Source organism: Caulobacter sp. GW821-FHT10E02 (assembly GCF_059415225.1).
Genome location: NZ_JBWKMV010000002.1, coordinates 175,994 through 193,690, shown reverse-complemented (window position 1 = coordinate 193,690; position 17,697 = coordinate 175,994). Strand labels below are relative to the sequence as shown.

General features: G+C 69.8%; 13 protein-coding genes. 4 read left to right on the top strand and 9 right to left on the bottom strand.

Translation table 11 applies throughout. The features are described 5' to 3' along the window. Window positions 1-4 precede the first annotated feature (4 nt). Both AC07NI_RS10660 and AC07NI_RS10655 read right to left on the bottom strand, forming a co-directional pair. Window positions 5-2,422 carry a M20/M25/M40 family metallo-hydrolase gene (locus tag AC07NI_RS10660; protein WP_494618786.1) on the bottom strand — a complete coding sequence of 806 codons (2,418 nt, stop codon included), beginning with the start codon at window positions 2,420-2,422 and terminating at the stop codon, window positions 5-7. A gap of 179 nt (window positions 2,423-2,601) precedes the next feature. After that, window positions 2,602-5,112, bottom strand: coding sequence for a TonB-dependent receptor (locus AC07NI_RS10655; RefSeq protein WP_494618785.1), 2,511 nt, complete (start codon window positions 5,110-5,112; stop codon window positions 2,602-2,604). A gap of 248 nt (window positions 5,113-5,360) precedes the next feature. Between AC07NI_RS10655 and AC07NI_RS10650 the strand changes: the two genes are divergently transcribed. Both AC07NI_RS10650 and AC07NI_RS10645 read left to right on the top strand, forming a co-directional pair. Continuing rightward, a complete protein-coding gene (locus AC07NI_RS10650) occupies window positions 5,361-6,800 on the top strand; it encodes a protein adenylyltransferase SelO (protein ID WP_494618784.1) in 1,440 nt (479 codons plus the stop codon). A gap of 91 nt (window positions 6,801-6,891) precedes the next feature. Further along, window positions 6,892-7,017 (top strand): hypothetical protein, encoded by a 126-nt coding sequence (locus AC07NI_RS10645; protein ID WP_494618783.1) that lies wholly within the window; start codon window positions 6,892-6,894, stop codon window positions 7,015-7,017. Between the two features lie 6 nt (window positions 7,018-7,023). Here the strand turns inward: AC07NI_RS10645 and AC07NI_RS10640 are convergent, their stop codons facing one another. The 5 genes from AC07NI_RS10640 to AC07NI_RS10620 all read right to left on the bottom strand — a co-directional run bounded on the left by AC07NI_RS10640 (window position 7,024) and on the right by AC07NI_RS10620 (window position 12,788). Beyond that, window positions 7,024-7,797 (bottom strand): polysaccharide deacetylase family protein, encoded by a 774-nt coding sequence (locus AC07NI_RS10640; RefSeq protein WP_494618782.1) that lies wholly within the window; start codon window positions 7,795-7,797, stop codon window positions 7,024-7,026. Between the two features lie 5 nt (window positions 7,798-7,802). Further along, window positions 7,803-8,636: a glycosyltransferase family 2 protein gene (locus tag AC07NI_RS10635; RefSeq protein ID WP_494618781.1), complete on the bottom strand. Its 834-nt coding sequence runs from the start codon at window positions 8,634-8,636 to the stop codon at window positions 7,803-7,805. A 143-nt stretch (window positions 8,637-8,779) separates the two neighbouring features. Then, window positions 8,780-11,041 carry a TonB-dependent receptor gene (locus AC07NI_RS10630; protein WP_494618780.1) on the bottom strand — a complete coding sequence of 754 codons (2,262 nt, stop codon included), beginning with the start codon at window positions 11,039-11,041 and terminating at the stop codon, window positions 8,780-8,782. Between the two features lie 162 nt (window positions 11,042-11,203). Then, a complete protein-coding gene (locus AC07NI_RS10625) occupies window positions 11,204-12,181 on the bottom strand; it encodes a FecR family protein (RefSeq protein WP_494618779.1) in 978 nt (325 codons plus the stop codon). Window positions 12,182-12,266: 85 nt separating this feature from the next. Continuing rightward, window positions 12,267-12,788 carry an RNA polymerase sigma factor gene (locus AC07NI_RS10620; protein ID WP_494618778.1) on the bottom strand — a complete coding sequence of 174 codons (522 nt, stop codon included), beginning with the start codon at window positions 12,786-12,788 and terminating at the stop codon, window positions 12,267-12,269. A gap of 587 nt (window positions 12,789-13,375) precedes the next feature. Between AC07NI_RS10620 and AC07NI_RS10615 the strand changes: the two genes are divergently transcribed. Further along, the gene (locus tag AC07NI_RS10615; protein ID WP_494618777.1) at window positions 13,376-13,528 is read left to right on the top strand and encodes a hypothetical protein; all 153 of its coding nucleotides are present in this window, start codon (window positions 13,376-13,378) and stop codon (window positions 13,526-13,528) included. Between the two features lie 56 nt (window positions 13,529-13,584). Continuing rightward, on the top strand, window positions 13,585-14,076 hold the full coding sequence (locus AC07NI_RS10610) for a hypothetical protein (RefSeq protein ID WP_494618776.1): 492 nt from the start codon (window positions 13,585-13,587) through the stop codon (window positions 14,074-14,076). Here the strand turns inward: AC07NI_RS10610 and AC07NI_RS10605 are convergent. Further along, complete coding sequence (locus AC07NI_RS10605) at window positions 14,073-16,367, bottom strand: CHASE2 domain-containing protein (protein ID WP_494618775.1); 2,295 nt, start codon at window positions 16,365-16,367, stop codon at window positions 14,073-14,075. The genes AC07NI_RS10610 and AC07NI_RS10605 overlap by 4 nt on opposite strands. Next, window positions 16,364-17,695, bottom strand: coding sequence for a FecR domain-containing protein (locus AC07NI_RS10600; protein ID WP_494618774.1), 1,332 nt, complete (start codon window positions 17,693-17,695; stop codon window positions 16,364-16,366). Before AC07NI_RS10600 ends, AC07NI_RS10605 begins: the two co-directional genes overlap by 4 nt. Window positions 17,696-17,697: the final 2 nt, after the last annotated feature.

Sequence of the window (17,697 nt, the reverse complement as noted above, 5' to 3'; positions counted from 1 at the left end):
CCCGTCACCACTTCAGCCCGCCGCGCACCAGCACGGCGGTCTTGTCCGACATGCCCATGGCCATCAGGTCGGCCGGCTTGGCGGGCGGGGCCTTGGCCAGGACGGGCCAGCCGTCGTGGTACTCCAGCGCCGCGACGTCGATCTTGCCGGCGCCCGTGGTTGTGAAGCTCAAGGTGACGCCGTTCGGATCGGGGGCGTGATAGGTCACGGACGACCACTGGCCCGCCTCGGTCTTCAGGGTGATCGGCCGGCCGTTCAGGCGCGGCGAGGCCAGCGGGCCGCTGGGGCGCAGGCGGATGCTGACCATCTCGGCCCCCGGCGCGGGGATTAGCCGGACCAGCAGGCGGTCCTCGGCGCGATCGACGGTCAGCTGCGGGGCCTCGACCGGCACGGCGCGGGTCTCCGACATCCAGACCGGGTTACGCCAGAAGGGGGCCAGGGGCTGTTGCTTGGGGTCCGAGCCGCCGTCGTCGGGCAGGACACGCTTGGTCCAGGCGTCCAGGCGCGCGGCCTCGGTCAGACGCCAGGCCTTGCCGGTCGACAGATCGGCGACGTGCAGGGCCTGGGTGACGGCGGGGCGACCCGGCTCGCCGCCGCCGCGCGCGGCGTTGGCGATCAGGACGACGCCGGCGATGGCCAGCACCCCGGCGGCGCGCCACGCCCAGCGGGTGGTGGCGAAGTCGTGAGCCAGGGGCGACAGGGCCGGGGCGGCCAGCATGGCGAACAGCGCCAGGATCGCCGGCTCCATCAGGCCGACGCCGGCGAAGGTCCACGAGCCCCAGGCCGTCAGTTGGGCGGTCGACAGCACGGCCAGGAGGCCAACGGCGAAGGTCAAAGCCAGGGCCACCCGCCGGTCGCGCGCACCGCCGACGCCGATGACCAGCGCCGCGCCGAGGGCGGCGACCAGCAGCGGCCAGGTCAGCATCACCGTCGCGCCGGGGGCCAGGACCTGGGCGACCGTGGCCAGGATCAAGAGCACGATCATCCCGCCGATCCAGGCGCCCAGCACCTCGGTCTTGAAGCCTAGCGACAGGCCGGCCAGCACGCAGGCGGCGACGCCGAGACCCAGGCCGATGGGATCGAAGCAGCCGACCAGGCTGCACGCCCCGCCCAGGGCGAGCGCCGCCACGCAGGGGATGATCCGCCGCGCCCCGCGCGCCTGGGCCGTGGCCACGCCCAGCCCGACGGCGACGGCCAGCAGGCCGCAGCCCCACAGCAGGAAGTCGAAGCGGGTGAGGATGCCGTAATAGCGCTGGACGTCGTCGATCATCATCAGCCGGCCGGCCAGGTGCAGCACCGTGGCGATGCTGGTCGCGGTCAGCAGCAGGCCGGAAAAGCCGCGGGCGATCTCCCAGCCGCTGGCGGCGCCGAGGCTCAATGTGCGCCAGGCGGTGAAGAGGATCAGGGCGGCGGCGAGGCCCAGCAGCACCCAGCCGACGACGGGCGAATAGCTGATCAGGAAGAGGCCCAGCACGTCCGAATAGATGGCGTTCTGCGTCTTGGCCGGCAGGGTGGGGGCGTCGGCCAGGGCGCGGATGGTCGGCAGGGCCTGGTCGCCCATGTGCTGCAGGCTGCCGCGCTCCAGGTGGTCGGGGCGGGCCAGCGGCGTGTGGTAGGCCAGCTGGTCGTCGATGAAGGCCAGGTTCAAGCCGGGCAGGCCGCGCTTCACCGCGTGGGTGAAGTCGGTGTCGTTGGGCATCTTCTCGTAGACGGTCGAGGCCAGGGAGTTGGCCGAGGGGCCCTTGGCCTCGCGGGCGAAGACGCTCATCAGCGCGCCGTTGCCGGGGCCGGTCTGGAACATGGCCGCGCGGCCGGCGTCGCCGCGCGCCTCCATGTTCACCACCAGGCCGACGCGCTCCAGCGTCGGGTCGCGGTTGAAGAAGGCGTCGGCGCCCAGCAGGCCCGCTTCCTCGGCGTCGGTGAACAGGAAGATGACGTCGCGGGCGTGGGGGCCGTCGGCCTTCAGGGCGCGGGCGATCTCCAGGGCGGCGGCCGTGCCGGTGGCGTCGTCGGCGGCGCCGGGCGAGTTGTGGACCGAGTCGTAGTGGCTCATCACCAGGATGGCCGGCAGGCTGGGGTCCTTGCCGGGCAGGACGCCGATCAGGTTCTGCACGGCGGCGACGGTCAGGGTGCGGCCGTTCTGCGACTTGGCCCAGAAGCCCTCACCGGGACGGATCGAGACCTGCAATCCCAGCTCGCTGATCCGCTCACGCAAGTGGTCGCGGACCTTGGCGATCTCGGCCGAGCCCGTTGGGTGCGGCTTCTGGGCGATGGTGGTGACGTCGGCCATGGCGCGGTCGGCGGAGAACTCCGTGGCCGGAGCGCTGGCGGGGACGGGCGTGGGCGTCCTCTGGCTCCAGACGCCCAGCGCCAGGCCGATGGCCAGGCAGATCCAGAAACCCAGGAAGCGGATCGTCTTCATGGCGTGGCTCCGGCGCGTGAACGATTCCCCCGAGAGGCCATGCTGAGGTGATGCGGGGCGATCGCAAACCCCTCTCGAAAAGCTCCGACCAAAGAAAAGGGCGACCCGGTCGCCCGGATCGCCCTCCCTCTTCCGAAAGCCGGCGGCGCCTTGTGCGCGCCGCCGGTTCCCCCTCCCGGCTAGAACTTCGAGCGCAGCGTCACCCCGTAGGTGCGCGGCGCGCCCAGGAACGCATCGTAGGTGATGGTGTCCAGGGCCGGATTGTAGGTCTTCTGCGTGGCGCTGAGGCCCGAGGAGCCCTGCAGGGTGCCGTTGAAGGCGACCTGATAGTACTTCTCGTTGAACAGGTTCATGCCCCACAGCTCGACGGTCCAGCGATCGTCGTCCGCACCGATGCCCACGCGGCCGTTGACCACGGTGAAGGCCTTCTGGACCTTCGGCGGGAACAGGTCCGAGCCGGTGTTGTAGGCCGACGAGTACTTGGCGCCGATGTTGAAGCGGGCCTTCAGGTTGCCGCCGACCGAGGTCTCGTAGGTCATCGAGCCCGAGGCCGAATACTTCGGGGCCAGCGACATGCGGCTGCCCGGCAGCAGGGCCAGGGCGTTGCCCGGGTCGTTCGGGATCGCCTGGTCGCCGTACTCGGTCAGGGCGTAGGTCAGGCCGCTCTGGATCATCAGGCCGTGGACCGGCGTGAACCAGATGAAGTCGGCGTCGACGCCCTTGGATGTCACTTCCGGGATCGAGCGGACCACGAACGAGGTGCCCAGGAAGGTGTTCAGCTGGAAGTCGGTGAACTTCTGATAGAAGCCGCTGACGTTGAAGAGCACCGTGCGGTTGAACAGGGTGTTCTTCAGGCCGATTTCATAGCTGTCGACGAATTCCGCCGGGAACGACGTGTCGAAGATCGGCGTCACGCCCGAGCCGCCCGAGGGCAGGCCGTTTGACGACTGGGTGCGGTCCAGGTTGAAGCCGCCGCCCTTGTAGCCGCGCGCGAACGACGCGTAGCTGAACACTTCCGGCGAGAAGCGGTACGAGGCCTTGATCGTGCCCGTCCATTCCTTGTCCGTCCGCTGCTGCTTGGTGCCGCGGCCGTTGAACAGCGGGTTGGCCCAGGGCAGGCAGAGGTTGCCGATGATGGTCGGGGTGGCGGCCGCGCCGACGATGCCGGCGATGCGGGCCTGGCCGGCCGGCGACAGGGCCGTGGCGCAGCCGACGCCGCCGTCGCTGGTGGTCTGGAAGGTGTTGAGCTTCTTCTCTTCCGAGGTGTAGCGCAGGCCGGCGGTGATCTCGAACGCGTCGGTCACGTGCCAGGTGTCGTTGGTGAACAGCGCGATCGTGGTGGCGCGCTGGTCGTAGCGGTCATAGAGGCCTTGGCCGGGCGTGAAGGTGGTGTTCGGGGCGCGGCCGGTCAGCAGCGACACGAAGTTGGCCACGCCGCCCGGGGCGACCGAGGCCGACAGCAGGCGGCCCAGATACTGCTCGTAGTCGTTGCCGTAGAGGAAGTTGGCGCGGGTCTCCAGGCGCTCATCGGCCAGGAAGGCGCCGAACAGCCAGTCGAACTTGTCGGTCTTGCCGGCCAGGCGCAGTTCCTGGGTGTAGGTCGTGAACTGCGAATAGTTGGTGCCGTCCTTGTTGCGATAGGCGAGGTCGGCGAGGCTGAAGTCGGCGTCCTGGCCGTTGTCGGTGCGCCACTGGCGGATGGCCGAGATGCTGGTCAGGGTCGTGTTGCCCGGCAGGTCGATGTCGCCCTGCAGCGAGACGCCCTTGTCCTCGATCGTGGCGGGCGCGCCGCGGTTCGAATAGGCGACGCGGTCGAACGGCTTGGCCGTCGTGGCCAGCGGCTGGGCCTGGCCGGAGACGATGGCCAGCACGCCGGCGGTCGGGCCGGTGCGGATCTGCACGGCGCCGCAGCAGTTCTCGTCGCGCTTTGAATAGTCGGCGATGACGCGGAACGTCGCCTGGTCGTCCGGCACGAACAGCAGCTGGCCGCGGACGGTGTAGAAGCCCTGGTCGGCGTCCTGATCGCGCGACGAGGGGCCGCGGCCGGTGATCACCTTGTTGTAGCCGTCGCGCTCGCGGGCGGCGACGTACAGGCGGCCGGCCAGCTTGTCGCTGTACAGCGGGCCGGTGACCGAGGCGGCGACGCCGTGGGCGTTGTAGTTGCCCAGGGTCACTTCGCCGGAGGCGCCGAAGCCGAACTCGGGCTCCTTGGTCACCACGTTGATGACGCCGGCCGAGGTGTTCTTGCCGAAGAGGGTGCCTTGCGGGCCCTTCAGCACTTCGATTCGCTCCATTTCGCCCAGGTCGCCGAAGCCGACGCCGTTACGGGGGCGATAGACGCCGTCGATCACCACGCCGACCGAGCTTTCCAGGCCGGGGTTGTCACCGACGGTGCCGACGCCGCGGATACGGGCGGTGGTCGAGGCTTCCGACGAGGTCGAGGTCACGGTCAGGCCCGGCGTCAGGATCGTCAGATCCTTGATGTCGCGGATGCCGGTGTCCTGCAGCAGCTTGGCGCCGATGGCGGTCACCACGACCGGCACGTCCTGCAGGTTCTGCTCCCGCTTCTGGGCGGTGACGATGATGCTGTCGACGGTTTGTTGATCTTGAGCCTGCGCGGCGCTGGTAGCGCCCATACCGGCGAGGACAACAGCGGACGCAGTGCCGCAAAGCACCTGGGTGAAGCGCATTTCCTACCTCTCGGTTTATCGGCCGAAAGCGCTTGCCCGCTCCCAGCTCGTTTTTCGTTGTTCCGTCGAACGATTGTTCGAATGGGTAGCCAAGGGTTAGGCGCCACATACGGCCTCGGCAAGCAAAATCCCTTGCGAGCGTTAGGTTCTGGCGATTTCTGTTGCCGGGAAGCGACAGCACTCGCGCGCCGTCATCAAAATTCGAAAGTGGCTTGCGCACGCGGCGAGTGGGTCTCATTTGGCGACCCATGAGCTTCTCGTCCGCCTATCGCCCCGATCCACGCTTCCAGGCCCTGGGCCGCGACTTCGCCGACCCGGTCGAGCCCGCCGATTTTCCGGAAGCCATCCTGCGATTCCGTAACCAGCGCGCGGCGGCCAGCGTCGGGCTCGAGGGCTTGAGCGACGAGGCCTGGGTCCGTCACTTCGGCCGCTTCGAGCCGCTGCCGGACAACCAGTCCATGCCGCTGGCCATGCGCTATCACGGCCACCAGTTCCGCGTTTACAATCCCGACCTGGGCGACGGTCGCGGCTTCCTGTTCGCCCAGCTGCGCGAGCAGGGCAGTGACCGCCTGCTCGATCTCGCCACCAAGGGCTCGGGCCAGACGCCTTGGTCGCGATCGGGCGATGGCCGGCTGACCCTGAAGGGCGGCGTGCGCGAGATCCTGGCCGCCTCGCTGCTGGAGGCCCTGGGCGTCCCGACCTCGCGGGCCTTCTCGCTGGTCGAGACGGGCGAGGCCCTGACGCGCGGCGACGAGCCCAGCCCGACCCGCTCGGCGGTGCTGACCCGGCTGTCGCACAGCCACATCCGCTTCGGCACCTTCCAGCGCCTGGCCTATTTCGACCGGCGTGACCTGATCGTCGAGCTGGTCGACCACGTGGTCGAGACCTACTTCCCCCATCTGGCCGATGCGCCCGACCGGCCGGCGGCGCTGCTGGAGGCGACCGTGGCGGCCAGTGCGAAACTACTGTCGCGCTGGATGACGGCCGGCTTCGTGCACGGGGTGCTGAACACCGACAACATGGTCGTCACGGGCGAGAGCTTCGACTACGGCCCCTGGCGCTTCCTGCCGCGCAACGACCCCAACTTCACGGCCGCCTATTTCGACCATCAGGGACTCTACAGCTTCGGCCGTCAGCCCGAGGCGGTGTTCTGGAACCTGCAGCAGTTGGCCGCCTGCCTGACCCTGGTCACCGACCAGGCCGGGATCCTGGCGGCGCTGAACGGCTTCTCCGACGCCTATCGCCTGGCCCTGCGCGGGGCGATGCTGGACCGGCTGGGCGTTAAGAGCCGCAACCCGGACGAAGACGTCGAACTGGTCAACGCCGCCTTCCGCGCCCTGGCCGAAGGCGGCGAGGCGCTGCGCTGGGAGCCGTTCTTCTTCGACTGGTTCGGGGGCGAGGCGTCCACGGGCCGGGCCATGGACGGTCCGCGCGCCGAGCTCTACCGCACCGAGACGTTCGAGACCTTCCGTCGACGGTTGGCCGACTTCGAACCCGACCGACCCGAGCGCCTGGCCGATCCCGTCTTCCAGCGTCCGGAGCCCGAGGAGTTGATCATCGAAGAGGTCGAGGCCCTGTGGGCGCCGATCGCGCAGGACGACGACTGGACGCCGCTCAACGCCAAGCTGGACAGGATCGAGGCGGCGCGGGTGGCTTACGGCTTGGGCGGCAAAAACGCCGCACCCTGAATTTTTTCATTCGGGCTCGGAACAACCGTCAAGTTTCCGTCTTACAGTTCCGGCACAGTGCCTCCGACGAACGCCCGCGTGGAGATTCCCGATGCGCATCTTCCAACCGATCATGCTGGTCTGCGCCGTGGCCATGTCCTTCATGGGCGCCTTGGGCATTCCGGGCTGCTTCCGCGCCATCGGCGAGTGCCTGCGCGACCGTCCCGAGCTCGCCTAGCCGCGTCTAAGCGCTGAGCGCTTCGAGCTGGACCGCAGGCTCGCCCGTCAGCTGACGGCGCGCGGTAACGCGGAACGTCTCCAGGAACGTCTCCAGGAACTGCCAGGTCTCCTGGTCGTGATCCAGGTGATGGGTCAGCAGGCCGATCGGCTCGTCCCATTGGCCCGCCTTGCGCCGCTGAACCAGCAGCCGCCGCATCCGTGACAGGAACTTCCAAGTTCCGCGGAACCGGCCGCCGCCCTTCCAGCGCAGCACGTCCAGGTGCGCGTCCAGCCGCGTGACGCCGCCGTCCGAGCCGCTGTTGAGATCGAAGCCCGACACCACCGAAATCGACGAGTCGGGTAGGACCTCCAGCAGCTGCGGCTTGAGATTGTTCCACGGCGGCACGAACAGGGTCGGGACGGCGCCGGCGCGATGGAAGGCGGCCACGGTCGCCCGCAGTTCGGCGCGGACCCAGTCGATATCGTCGCTGTCGACGATCTCGCCGAAGCCCTGGCCTTCGGGCTGACGATTGACGTGCTTGAAGCCGTGGACGGCGATCTCGACGGCGGGCTCGCGCTCCAGGCGACGGACCAGCAGCGACAGACTGGGGCCGGCGATGGCCGCCAGAGTCAGCGGCGCCCCGCGCCGACGCGCGAGGTCCAGCAGCATGTCCAGCGCGACGTGGGGGCCGCGAGCGTCGTCGTCGCGCCACCACAGCACCGGCGCGTGGCCGGCCTTGGCCCAGCGCGCGAGCTCCGGTCCCAGGACCAGGCGAAAGGCGAGCGGCAGGTCGGCCATGGGACTTACTGGCCGGCGGCTTCGGCGCGGCGCAGCGGCAGCGGCGCGGGGGCCGGACGCTCGGCCTTGGCCGCCTTGGCGCGGGTGCGCAGGATCTCGCGGGCCCGCAGGTTCGACAGGATCGGATAGAGGCCGGCCATCAGCGAGATCAGGAAGCCCAGATCGCCTTCCTTGTAGCCCTTGCGCGAGACGTAGCACTTGAAGAACCGGCGCACGCCGCGGAAGGCGTCGTCGGCCAGGCCCTTGATCTTGCCGTTGTCGGCCAGGTCCTGGGCCTTCAGGGCGGTGTAGCGGCCCAGGCGCGCGAACATGTCGGCGATGTCCTCGTCGACCATGTGGTTCAGCGGCGTCTTCAGGCGGCCGCCATAGGCGCCGTCCAGCTTGGCGCCCGGATGGACGCGCTCGGCCTTCCACGACTTGACGCCGCGACGGAACAGGCGGGCGGCCGAGGCCGTGCCGAACGAGCCGCCCCAGCCGTGGCGCACCAGCTGCTCGCCGACATAGTTGTCGATCGGGATCTGGTACCAGTCGGCGGCGTCGGCGCGCTCGACGGTCTCACGGATCTCCTTGGCGAAGGCGGGGGTGACGCCTTCGTCGGCGTCCAGCTCCAGGATCCACTCACCGGTGCAGCGGGCGATGCCGGCGTGCTTGCGCGGGCCTTCGATCGGGAAGATGCCGGCGACCACCACGGCGCCGTGGTGACGGGCGATGGCTTCGGTGCCGTCGCTGCAGCGGTCGGCGACCACGACGATCTCGTCGCAGAACGACAGGGCCGCCAGGCACGCCGACAGGCGTTGTTCTTCGTTGTGCACGCAGAGCAGGGCCGAAAGCTTGGCCATCACATGTCCTCGATCGAACGACCACGCCCCCGCAGCCGTCTTCGATAGAGTGACGCCGCCGCGCGCGGCCGCCCCCCGCTTCCGCGCATGACAAATGTGTAAGCTTTGCAACAAATTGCCCCCGAAATGAGGGGCGGCGGCGACTAGAAGTTGGCCGACAGGGCCAGGCTCCAGGTACGCGGTCGCTGCGGGGTCACCTGACGGACCTGGCCGAAGCTGAAGGGGTTGCCGTAGGCGAAGGTGTCGCTGGAGCTGTTCCAGGGATTGCTGACGAACACCGCCGCACGCCAACGGTCGGTCAGCACCTGGGCCGACAGCTTGCCGGTGTAGTAGCCGCCCATGGTCGGCGAGAAGCGCGGGTCGAACGTCAGGCGGGACTCGCCGATGTAGCCGGTCTCGGCCGTCAGCATCAGGGTGGCGTCCGCGAGGATCGGCCGCTGGTAGGTGACCAGGCTGCCGAACGAGACGTCCGGCACGCCGGGCAGGCTGGCGCTGTCGGTGATGCCGTAGCCCGGCGCGATGCGGGTCAGCTTCGGCGAGTTGAAGAGGGCGTTGCCGCTGAGGGTCAGGTGCGGGGTCGCGCGCCAGGCGGCCTCGACCTCCAGGCCCCGATTGCGGCCGTCGCCGATATTGGCGGTGTAGGACAGGCCCGAGGCGAAGTACTGGTCGGTCTGGATGTCGCGCCAGTCGTCATAGAACAGCGCCGCCCGCAGGTTCACGCGGCCGTCGAAGGGGTTCAGCGTCGCGCCGACCTCGTAGTTGCGCAGGTGGTCGGGCTGGAACACGCGCCGCGTCTCGGACGGCGTGGTCAGGCCCCCGGAGTTGAAGCCGCCGGCGCGATAGCCTTCCGAGCTCAGGGCGTAGATCATGCCGCCGCGCGCCAGGTCGCGCTGGATCGACACCTTCGGCGAGAAGCCGCTGAACGAGGCCTCGCGGTCCAGGTCGCGCGACTGGCCCGGCGCCGGCGCGGTGACGTAGGAGCGGGTGTGGACCGTGGTCTTGAACGCCCGACCGCCCAGCGCGACCTTCCAGTCGCGGCCCAGGTCGTAGGTGGCCTCGCCGTAGAGGGCGTATTCGTTCAGGCGGTCCTTGCGGTTCTCGTCGTAATAGCTGCGGGTGACATTGCCGGACCGGGCCCGCAGATCGGAATCGCCTTCCTCGATGCTGGTGGCCAGGAAGCCGCCGACCATCCAGCGCAGCCGGCCTACGGCGGGCGCGGTGTAGATCATGTCCTCGACCACCATGCGCACGCGGGCGGCCTCGTCATAGACGCCCAGCTCCAGCGCCTCTTCCGAGAACTCGCTGAGCGAGACGGTGGCGTCGTAGCGGCTGGCGTAGCGGTGGGTGACGTAGCCGGTCACCGATTCGAACTGGCCCCAGTCGCCCGAGCCGCTGATCTTGACCGAGGATTGGCTGAGGCGGTTGCGGTGGATTTCGCGGACCTGGTTGGCGCGGCGGGGGCCGCCCGGCGTCAGAGTGACGTACTGGGTGTCCTTGGACGAGACGCTCTGCAGGGCCGTGCCCAGCCGGACCTGCCAGTCGCCCAGGTTCACGCGCCAGGCCAGGCGGCCGCCCCGGCGCGTGGTCTTGTCGACGTTGGACAGGCGAAGGTTGACGTCGTCGAGATAGCCGCCGTCGACGTCGTAGTAGAAAGCGCCGCGCGCCGCGGAGGTCTGGCCCGTCGGCGCGTTGACCACGCCCTCCAGCCGATAGCTGTCCGAGCCCGATTCCGTGGTGGCGATGGTCGAGCCGATCGAGGCCGAATAGGTCCCCAGCTCCGGCTGGCGGGTGACGATACGGTAGATGCCCGACAGCGAGCCACCGCCGTACAGCGAGCCCTGCGGGCCGCGCAGCACCTCGACCCGGTCGACATCGATCAGCCGCAGGTCGGGGTCGGGGGCGTTGTAGTTGACCGGCACCTCGTCGAGATAGGTGCCGACCGTCGACTGGGTGCGGCCGGTGAAGGTGCCGTCCGACAGGCCGCGCAGCAGGATCTTGTTGCGCGCCGCGCCCAGGTTGGTGGTCATGAAGCCGGCCGTCTGGCGCGCCACCGAGCCGGTCTCGCCGACGCCGGTGTCCTGCAACTGCGGCGAGCCGATGACGCTGACGCCGCCGGGCAGGGCGCCCAGGCGGGGCGAGCGCTTGCCGGCGTTGATCACCAGCGGGGCCAGGGGCGCGATCGGCTCGGGCGTGGCGGCCGTCGGCTTGGCGGCGACCACGGGACGGGGCGGCGGGGGCGGAGCGGGACGGACGACCGAGAAGCGGATCGTCCGGGCGTCGATGAAGACGTAGGCGCAGCCCTTGCCCTGGCTGGCGCGGTCCAGGGCCTCGCGCAGGCTGAAGCTGCCGACCAGGGGAACGCCGGGACCCTTGCAGGCCTCGACCCCGCCGATGGTCGCGCCCATGCGGACGCCCAGTTCGATCAGGGTCTCGGCGGCGGTGGCCTTGCGGATGTCCAGGCGCGCGCGGGTTTGCGCGGCGGCTTCACGCGCGCTGACGCCCAGTCCCAGGATACTGGCGGCGAGCAGGATCGAAGCCCGATTCAGGATCGGGCCCGATGCAGAACGTCAGTTGGGAGCGGAGGGCCTTCCGCGCAGGACAATCGAATCATCGCTCGGCGTCGCCGAAATCGGCATGAGGCTGGTCAGGCGGCGAACCATCGCATCCTGGCCATCCACGATCAATACGCCGGAGAATCGAAGGTTGGCCGTGTTTTCACCTTCAAGGCGAAGCGGCCGGTCGAAATAGTGGTTCATGTCGCCGACGATCCGGCCCAGCGGCTCGTCGCGATAGATCAGACGGCCCGAGCGCCAGCCCACCTGATCCTCGGCCGCGACCTTGCGCACGGTGACGCCCGAGGCGCCTTCGACGTGCTCCAGCATCTGACCCGGGCGCAGGCGCACGGGGGTGTCGTCGCCATCGGTCGAGACCTCGACCAGGCCGCGCAGCACGGTGACCGTGAGCTGGCCGTCGCGGCGGCGGACGTCGAACTTGGTGCCGACCACGCGCACGGTCTCGTCGCCGGCGGTGATCAGGAAGGGACGAGCCTGGTCGTGAGCCACGTCGAACAGGGCCTGGCCGTCGTGCACGGTGACGCGACGGGCGTCCTTCTCGAGGCGCACGGACAGGTGCGAGTCGGTGTTCAGGTCGATGTGGCTGCCGTCGGCCAGCGCGATGGCGCGGTTCTCGCCCTTGGCCGTGGTGTAGAGCGTGTCGGAAGCCGGCAGCAGCTCGCCCCAGGGCGCCACCACCAGGGCGACGGCGGCCGCGGCGCCCGCCGCGCCCAGACCGCCCAGCCAACGCCAGTCGATCTGGAACGCACGCTTCGCCGCGGCGCGCTTCGGTTCGGCCAATTCCCCCCGGACGGCCGCACCTCGCTGGAAGATCTCCTCGTCGACGGCCTGGATGGCGTCATACGCCTCCTGCGCACCGGGCTCGTTGAGCCAGGCGTCAAACGCCAGCCAGTCGGTCTCTTCGACCTCCGGCCGCTGCAGTCGGGTCAGCCAATCGGCCGCCTCTTGCAGATGCTGCGCTGACCGGCTCATCCGGTGTTGCTCCGACGAGGATCCATCATCCCCCAAATCGTAGACGGCGCCGACCCGGCCCATCCCCCATGTGACACTTCATAAATCACCGTAGCCGCCTCGTCAGGGTCTTCAAGGCGGAGCTTATGTGCTTTTCGACCGTGCTGACGCTGATGCCCATGCGGCGCGCGGTTTCCATGTGGCTGTGCCCTTCCAGCTTGTGCAGCTGGAAGGCCTGGCGGGTCTTTTCCGGCAGGTCCTCGACGGCCTCGACCAGGGCCTTCAGCCGCTGGCGGCTGGCGACGACCTCGTCGGCGGCCGGTTCGTCGGCGACCTCGTGGCCGGCCACGACCGTGGTGTTGACGCTGCGCCAGTCGCTGTCGCGCGTGCCGGAGCGCTTCTGGCTGCGCAGGCGATCCAACATCAGGTTCGAGCCGATCCGGTGCAGCAGGGCCGACGGATTGTCGACGGGGCCGACCGAATCCATGCCGCTGATGCGGATATAGAGGTCCTGGACCAGGTCCTCGGCCTCGGCGCGGGAACCCAGACGCGCCGCGAAGAAACGCACCAGATTGGTGCGCTTTTCCTCGTACAGGCCCAGCAGTGCGGCCTTGTCCGAGTCCGTCACGCCCAAAAGATCACCTACATCCGCCAAGCGCCGCCCCTCTACGGCGCAGCACTATCCATCTTTTTGGCGGAAAGACGATCGTTTGTTGAGAACGATCCTCAGGCCTTTTCCACAGGGCAGTTTGAGGCCTTGCGGGGCGGAAAACCTTAGATAGCAGCGGTTTTCATGGTTAAGCCTTGCCGTGCGGAGGGCGGCTGGCCCGTCCGGCCGGGCCTATGCTTGGATTTATGTGTCGAAATGTCGCGGCGCGGGCTCGATGAGGCCGCGTCGTCTTGCGCGAACCGAACCCAAACCGGGGAGAAGTGGGGAGGCCGCCCTCCTCATGCTGGGGGGAGGGGAGGAGGGCGGCGCTAAAGGCCCTGCGGGGGAGGGGAGGGCCTTGTCCTTGGAGACGTCGCCACCTTGCGCCTGTCGACGATGAGAAACTTGTACGGAACGATCGGCTTTTGCCCGGCCAGGCTGCGATCCGTCCGCATGCGGTCCAGATCGGCAATGTAATCCATTGTAAAATCGGGACCCTCATCCCTGGCCGTCGCCGCGGTCTTGCTCTCTATACTTGCAAAACGCGATCGGGGAGCGCGGAAACCATGGGCCAGTCCGGGACGATGCGACGGCCGGTCACGACCATCGCCAAGCGATCGCGGTCTCACCGCCGCTTCGCGTCGCTGATCGTGGCCGTGATCCTGGCCTTGCTGAGCTGGGGGTTGCTCGCGCTGATCTGGTGGGCATGGTTGGCGTGACCTCAAGCGCGACCGGCGTTATCCTGCCGCGGTTCAACCGTTCGAGGGCGAAGACCATGCGCGCAAGCGGCTTTCTGCTGGCCGGGGCTTGCCTGGCGCTGCTCGGCGCCTGCGCCTCGCCCCGCGCCGTGGGTCAGGGCGACGTCACCGGGCTGAAGGGCCTGGCTCCCTATGCCAGTTCGGCCGACGGCGCGGACGCGGCCTTCGCCAAGGCGGTGCAGGTCCGGGCGATCGATTCCCTGGGCGGGACCGCTGGCGGCAAGCCCGCCTATCTTGTCCAGGTTGGCGTGGCGGTGGCCCCGTCCCACGTCGGCGTCTCCAGCGCGGCCGGGACCCTAGACGACAAGGCCTGGCGCAGCGCGGCGGAGCAGCGGCCCTGGTGGCGGCCGTGGCAGGCCAAGGGCCCGGCTCGCACCGTCACCCTGGCGGTGCTGGAGGCTGGGACGGGCAAGACCGTGGCCTGGTCGTCGATCCGGGTGCGCAAGGGCGAGCCGGCGGCGGTGGCCGACCTGCTGGTCGCGGCCCTGAAGCCGACCTCGAAAGGCTAGTTCGCTACCGCCACGTGGCGCGGCAGGCGCACGGTGAACTCGGCCCCGACGCCCGGCGCGCTGCGGCACGAGACCTCGCCGCCGTGGCGGGCGACGGCGGCCTGCACGAAGGCCAGGCCCAGGCCCACGCCATTGACCGCGAAGTCGTGGCCCGGCCGCTCGAACCGCTGGAACGGACGGAAAGCGGTGGCGGCCTCCTCGCGCGAGAAGCCCGGACCCTGGTCGGCGATGGCGACATTGGCGGTCGGGCCGCTGGCCGAGGGCTGCTCCGACAGGCTGACGGTGATGGTCGAGCCCTCGGGGCTGTACTTCACCGCATTGCCCAGCAGGTTGACCAGGGTGCGGGCCAGCACGCCGCGATCGCCCAGCACGGTCAGGGCGTCGTCGCCGCCGACCTGCTCGATGCGGATCTTGCGCTGCACCGATTGGGGCCAGACCTCGTCGATGGCCTCGACGGCGATGTCGGTCAGGTCGACCGGCTCCAGATAGACCGGCGTCACCTCGGCCCGGGCCAGCTGCACGAAGCCGTCGGCCAGGGCCAGGGTCCGCTTGGCGTAGGCGGCGATGCGCTCCGACAGCTCGGGCGGGACGTCGGGCGTCGTGGTCAGCAGAGCCAGGATCGAGGTCTGCGGCGAGCGCATGTCGTGGGTCAGCAGTTGCAGCGCCTGCTCGCGCTGGCGCATGGCGGCCGTCAGGATCGAGATGTCGGCCAGGCGGACGATCCAGCCGGCGGGTGCGCCGGTCGCGTCCTTGCGGAACACGGTCTGCAGCTGGAAGGCGCGGCCGTCGGGCAGGTGCAGGTCGATCGGCTCGTGACGCTCGGTCGCCTGCGGCCAGTCCAGCTCGAAGCGATGGCCCAGCGGGTCCAGGGCGTTGATCAGGTCGGCCAGGGACGAGCCGGCCAGGACGATCTGGCTGGGCTTGAACAGCGCTTGGGCGGCGGCGTTGGCGGCGATCACCCGGCCGCGCGCGTCGGCGACCAGGGTTGCGTCGGGCAGGCTGAACAGGGCGTCGGCCGAGAACCGGCGCAGGTCGTCCATCTGGGTGATCGCCTCGCCCAGGTCCGAGGCCTGGCGGGCGACGACGTCGGTCTCGAAGTCGGCCGGAGCGGCCTTGCGGCTGCGGACGATGCCGCGCACGCGGGCCAGCTCGCGGCTGAGCAGGTCGTTGACCCGGCCCAACTGCCCCCAGCCCCAGACCAGGGCGATGATCTTCAGGCCCAGCACGGTGGTGATCGGCGACAGCCAGACCTGGCCCAGCCAGAACATCGCCGCCGAATAGGCGAGACCCACCAGGCACAGGCCGATGGTCAGCACCAGGTTGGCGCGCGGCGGCAGGACCAGGAACCCGACCATCAAGAGCCAGAGCAGGGTGAGCGTGAAGGCCACGCGGCTCCACGGGCCGGCGGGCTTGACCATCAGGCCGCTGCGCAGGCCGTCCAGGACGCTGGCCTGCAGCTGCACGCCGGTCATGCTGGCCGCGTCCGGGGTCACCGGCGTCGGGAAGGCGGGGCCCAGGCCCGGCGCGGTCAGGCCCACGAAGACGGTGCGGCCGGCGATCAGCGAGGGCGGGGCCTCGCCGTCCAGCACGCTGGAGAAGCTGACATGGCGATAGATCGACGGCGGGCCAGCGAACGGGATCAGCAGGGTCTGGTCGAAGCCACGGGTGATATCGCGCGCCCCGACGGGGTGGGTGGCGCGATGGACGACGGTGACCAGGTCCGGGGTCAGGCTGGGGCCGTTGATCTCGAACGGGGCCATGCGGCGGACCACGCCGTCGTCGTCGAAGCGGACATGGGCCAGGCCGACGCCGGCCGCGCCCTGGGCGATGGCCGGCACCGAACCGACCACGCGCGAGGCGGTGTCGCCGCCGCCATTGGCCAGGAATTGCGGCAGGTAGACCCGGCCCGAACGGGTGATCGCCTCGCCCAAAGCCTGGTCCTGGGCCGGATCGCCGGCCTCGCTGAACAGCACATCGTAGACGATGGTCTTGGCGCCGGCTTGCGTCAGCCGGTCAACCATGCGGGCGTGGGTCTCGCGCGACCAGGGCCAGGCGCCGAGTTGGGCGAGACTCCGGTCGTCGATGTCGACGATCAGGATCGAGGCGTCGGCCGGCCGGCCGTTGGCGCGGGCCAGGATGTCGTACAGCACGTTGTCCAGCCGCTTGGGCGGCAGGACGGCGAAGGCCACCATGACCAGGCTGGAGACGATCGCCAGCAGCAGCCAGGACAGCAGCCGGCCGCTGGGACGCGACGCCTGACGCGGTGACTGGCGTGACGCGACGCTGGTCACTTCCCGATCTGCAGCTGTTGCAGCGTGCCGAGCTTCTCGGTCACCGCGCCGTCCTTGAAGCGCACGGCGGCCACGCGCCAGGAATAGCTCCCGGGCGGCAGGTCGGTCAGGGTCAGCTGGGGCTCGGTCAGGCCGGGCTGATCGACGACCGGGACCTTGGCCTCGGCGTCGGAGAACAGCTGGAAGCGGTAGTTGCGCACGCCGTCACCGGCCGCGCTCCAGCGGAACAGGAACTTGCGGTGCTTGCCCTCGCGGCTGTCGGACGGCGCGCCTGCCGTCAGCGTGTTGAGGTCGCGATCGAAGCTGTAGTCGGAGGGGAAGCCTTCCAGGCCGCCCGGATCGATCGCGGTCAGGCGGACGAAATAGGTGCCGTTCTCCAGCTGGCTGAAGTCGGCGGTCGGCCATTCGCGGGTGGTGGTCTGGGTCCGGGCCTCGGCGAAGATGTCGATGAAGCCGGCGTCGCGGGCCAGCAGCAGGCGGTAGGACGCCGCCCCCGGCACCGGCTGGACCGTGAAGCGGACGATGGCCTCGCTCTGGGTCTGGCCGCCGGGACCCATCTTCGGGCCGGGCAGCAGGGCGACCGGTGCGCCGACGCCACTGGCCGAGGTCCCGACGCCAAAGCCCGCCGCCACGGGCGGGCCCTCAGGCTGGGCCTGGCCGGCCCCGACGCCGACCGCGCCCTTCAGCACTTCGGTCTGGGCGGTGTCGCCGCCGGCCCCGACGCGGAACTCGGTGCCGCGCACGGCCGAGACCGACACCGGCGTGCGCACCTCGAACCGGGCGCCCGGCGTCGTGGTCGGCGTCGCCGAGATCGTGCTCTTGCCCTGGTCCAGCTGGAACACCCGCTGGGGCGCGTTGTTGATCAGCACCTGGCGCAGCTTGGAGATCCGCACGCGGGTGTTGGACGGCAGGGTGACGCGCGAGGCGTCCTCGAGCTCGAAGGTGGCGAAGGCGCCGGGGCCGGTGCTGACCACCTGGCCCTCGGTCAGCGGCATGCCGACCCGGGCCGGGGCGCGCTGGCCGTTGGTCTCGATGAACACCGGGCCGGTGAAGGCCGACAGGCTGGCGGCGATCGGCGTCGACTTCAGCAGGTTCGGGTCGATGTTCAGCTGCGAGCCCGGCCGCAGGCGCGTGGGCTGGGCCACGCGGTTGGCCTTCTGCACGGCGCGATAGTCGCCCGGACGGTTCATGTAGCGGCTGGCCAAGCCGATCAGGGTGTCGCCCGGCTTGACCATATAGGCTACCGGCGGCTCCGCGCCCTGGGCGTTCGCGCCCGTCGCCATCAGCAGCCCAGCAAGAAGAAGGCCCGCCCCCGCAGCCTTGGTCATCT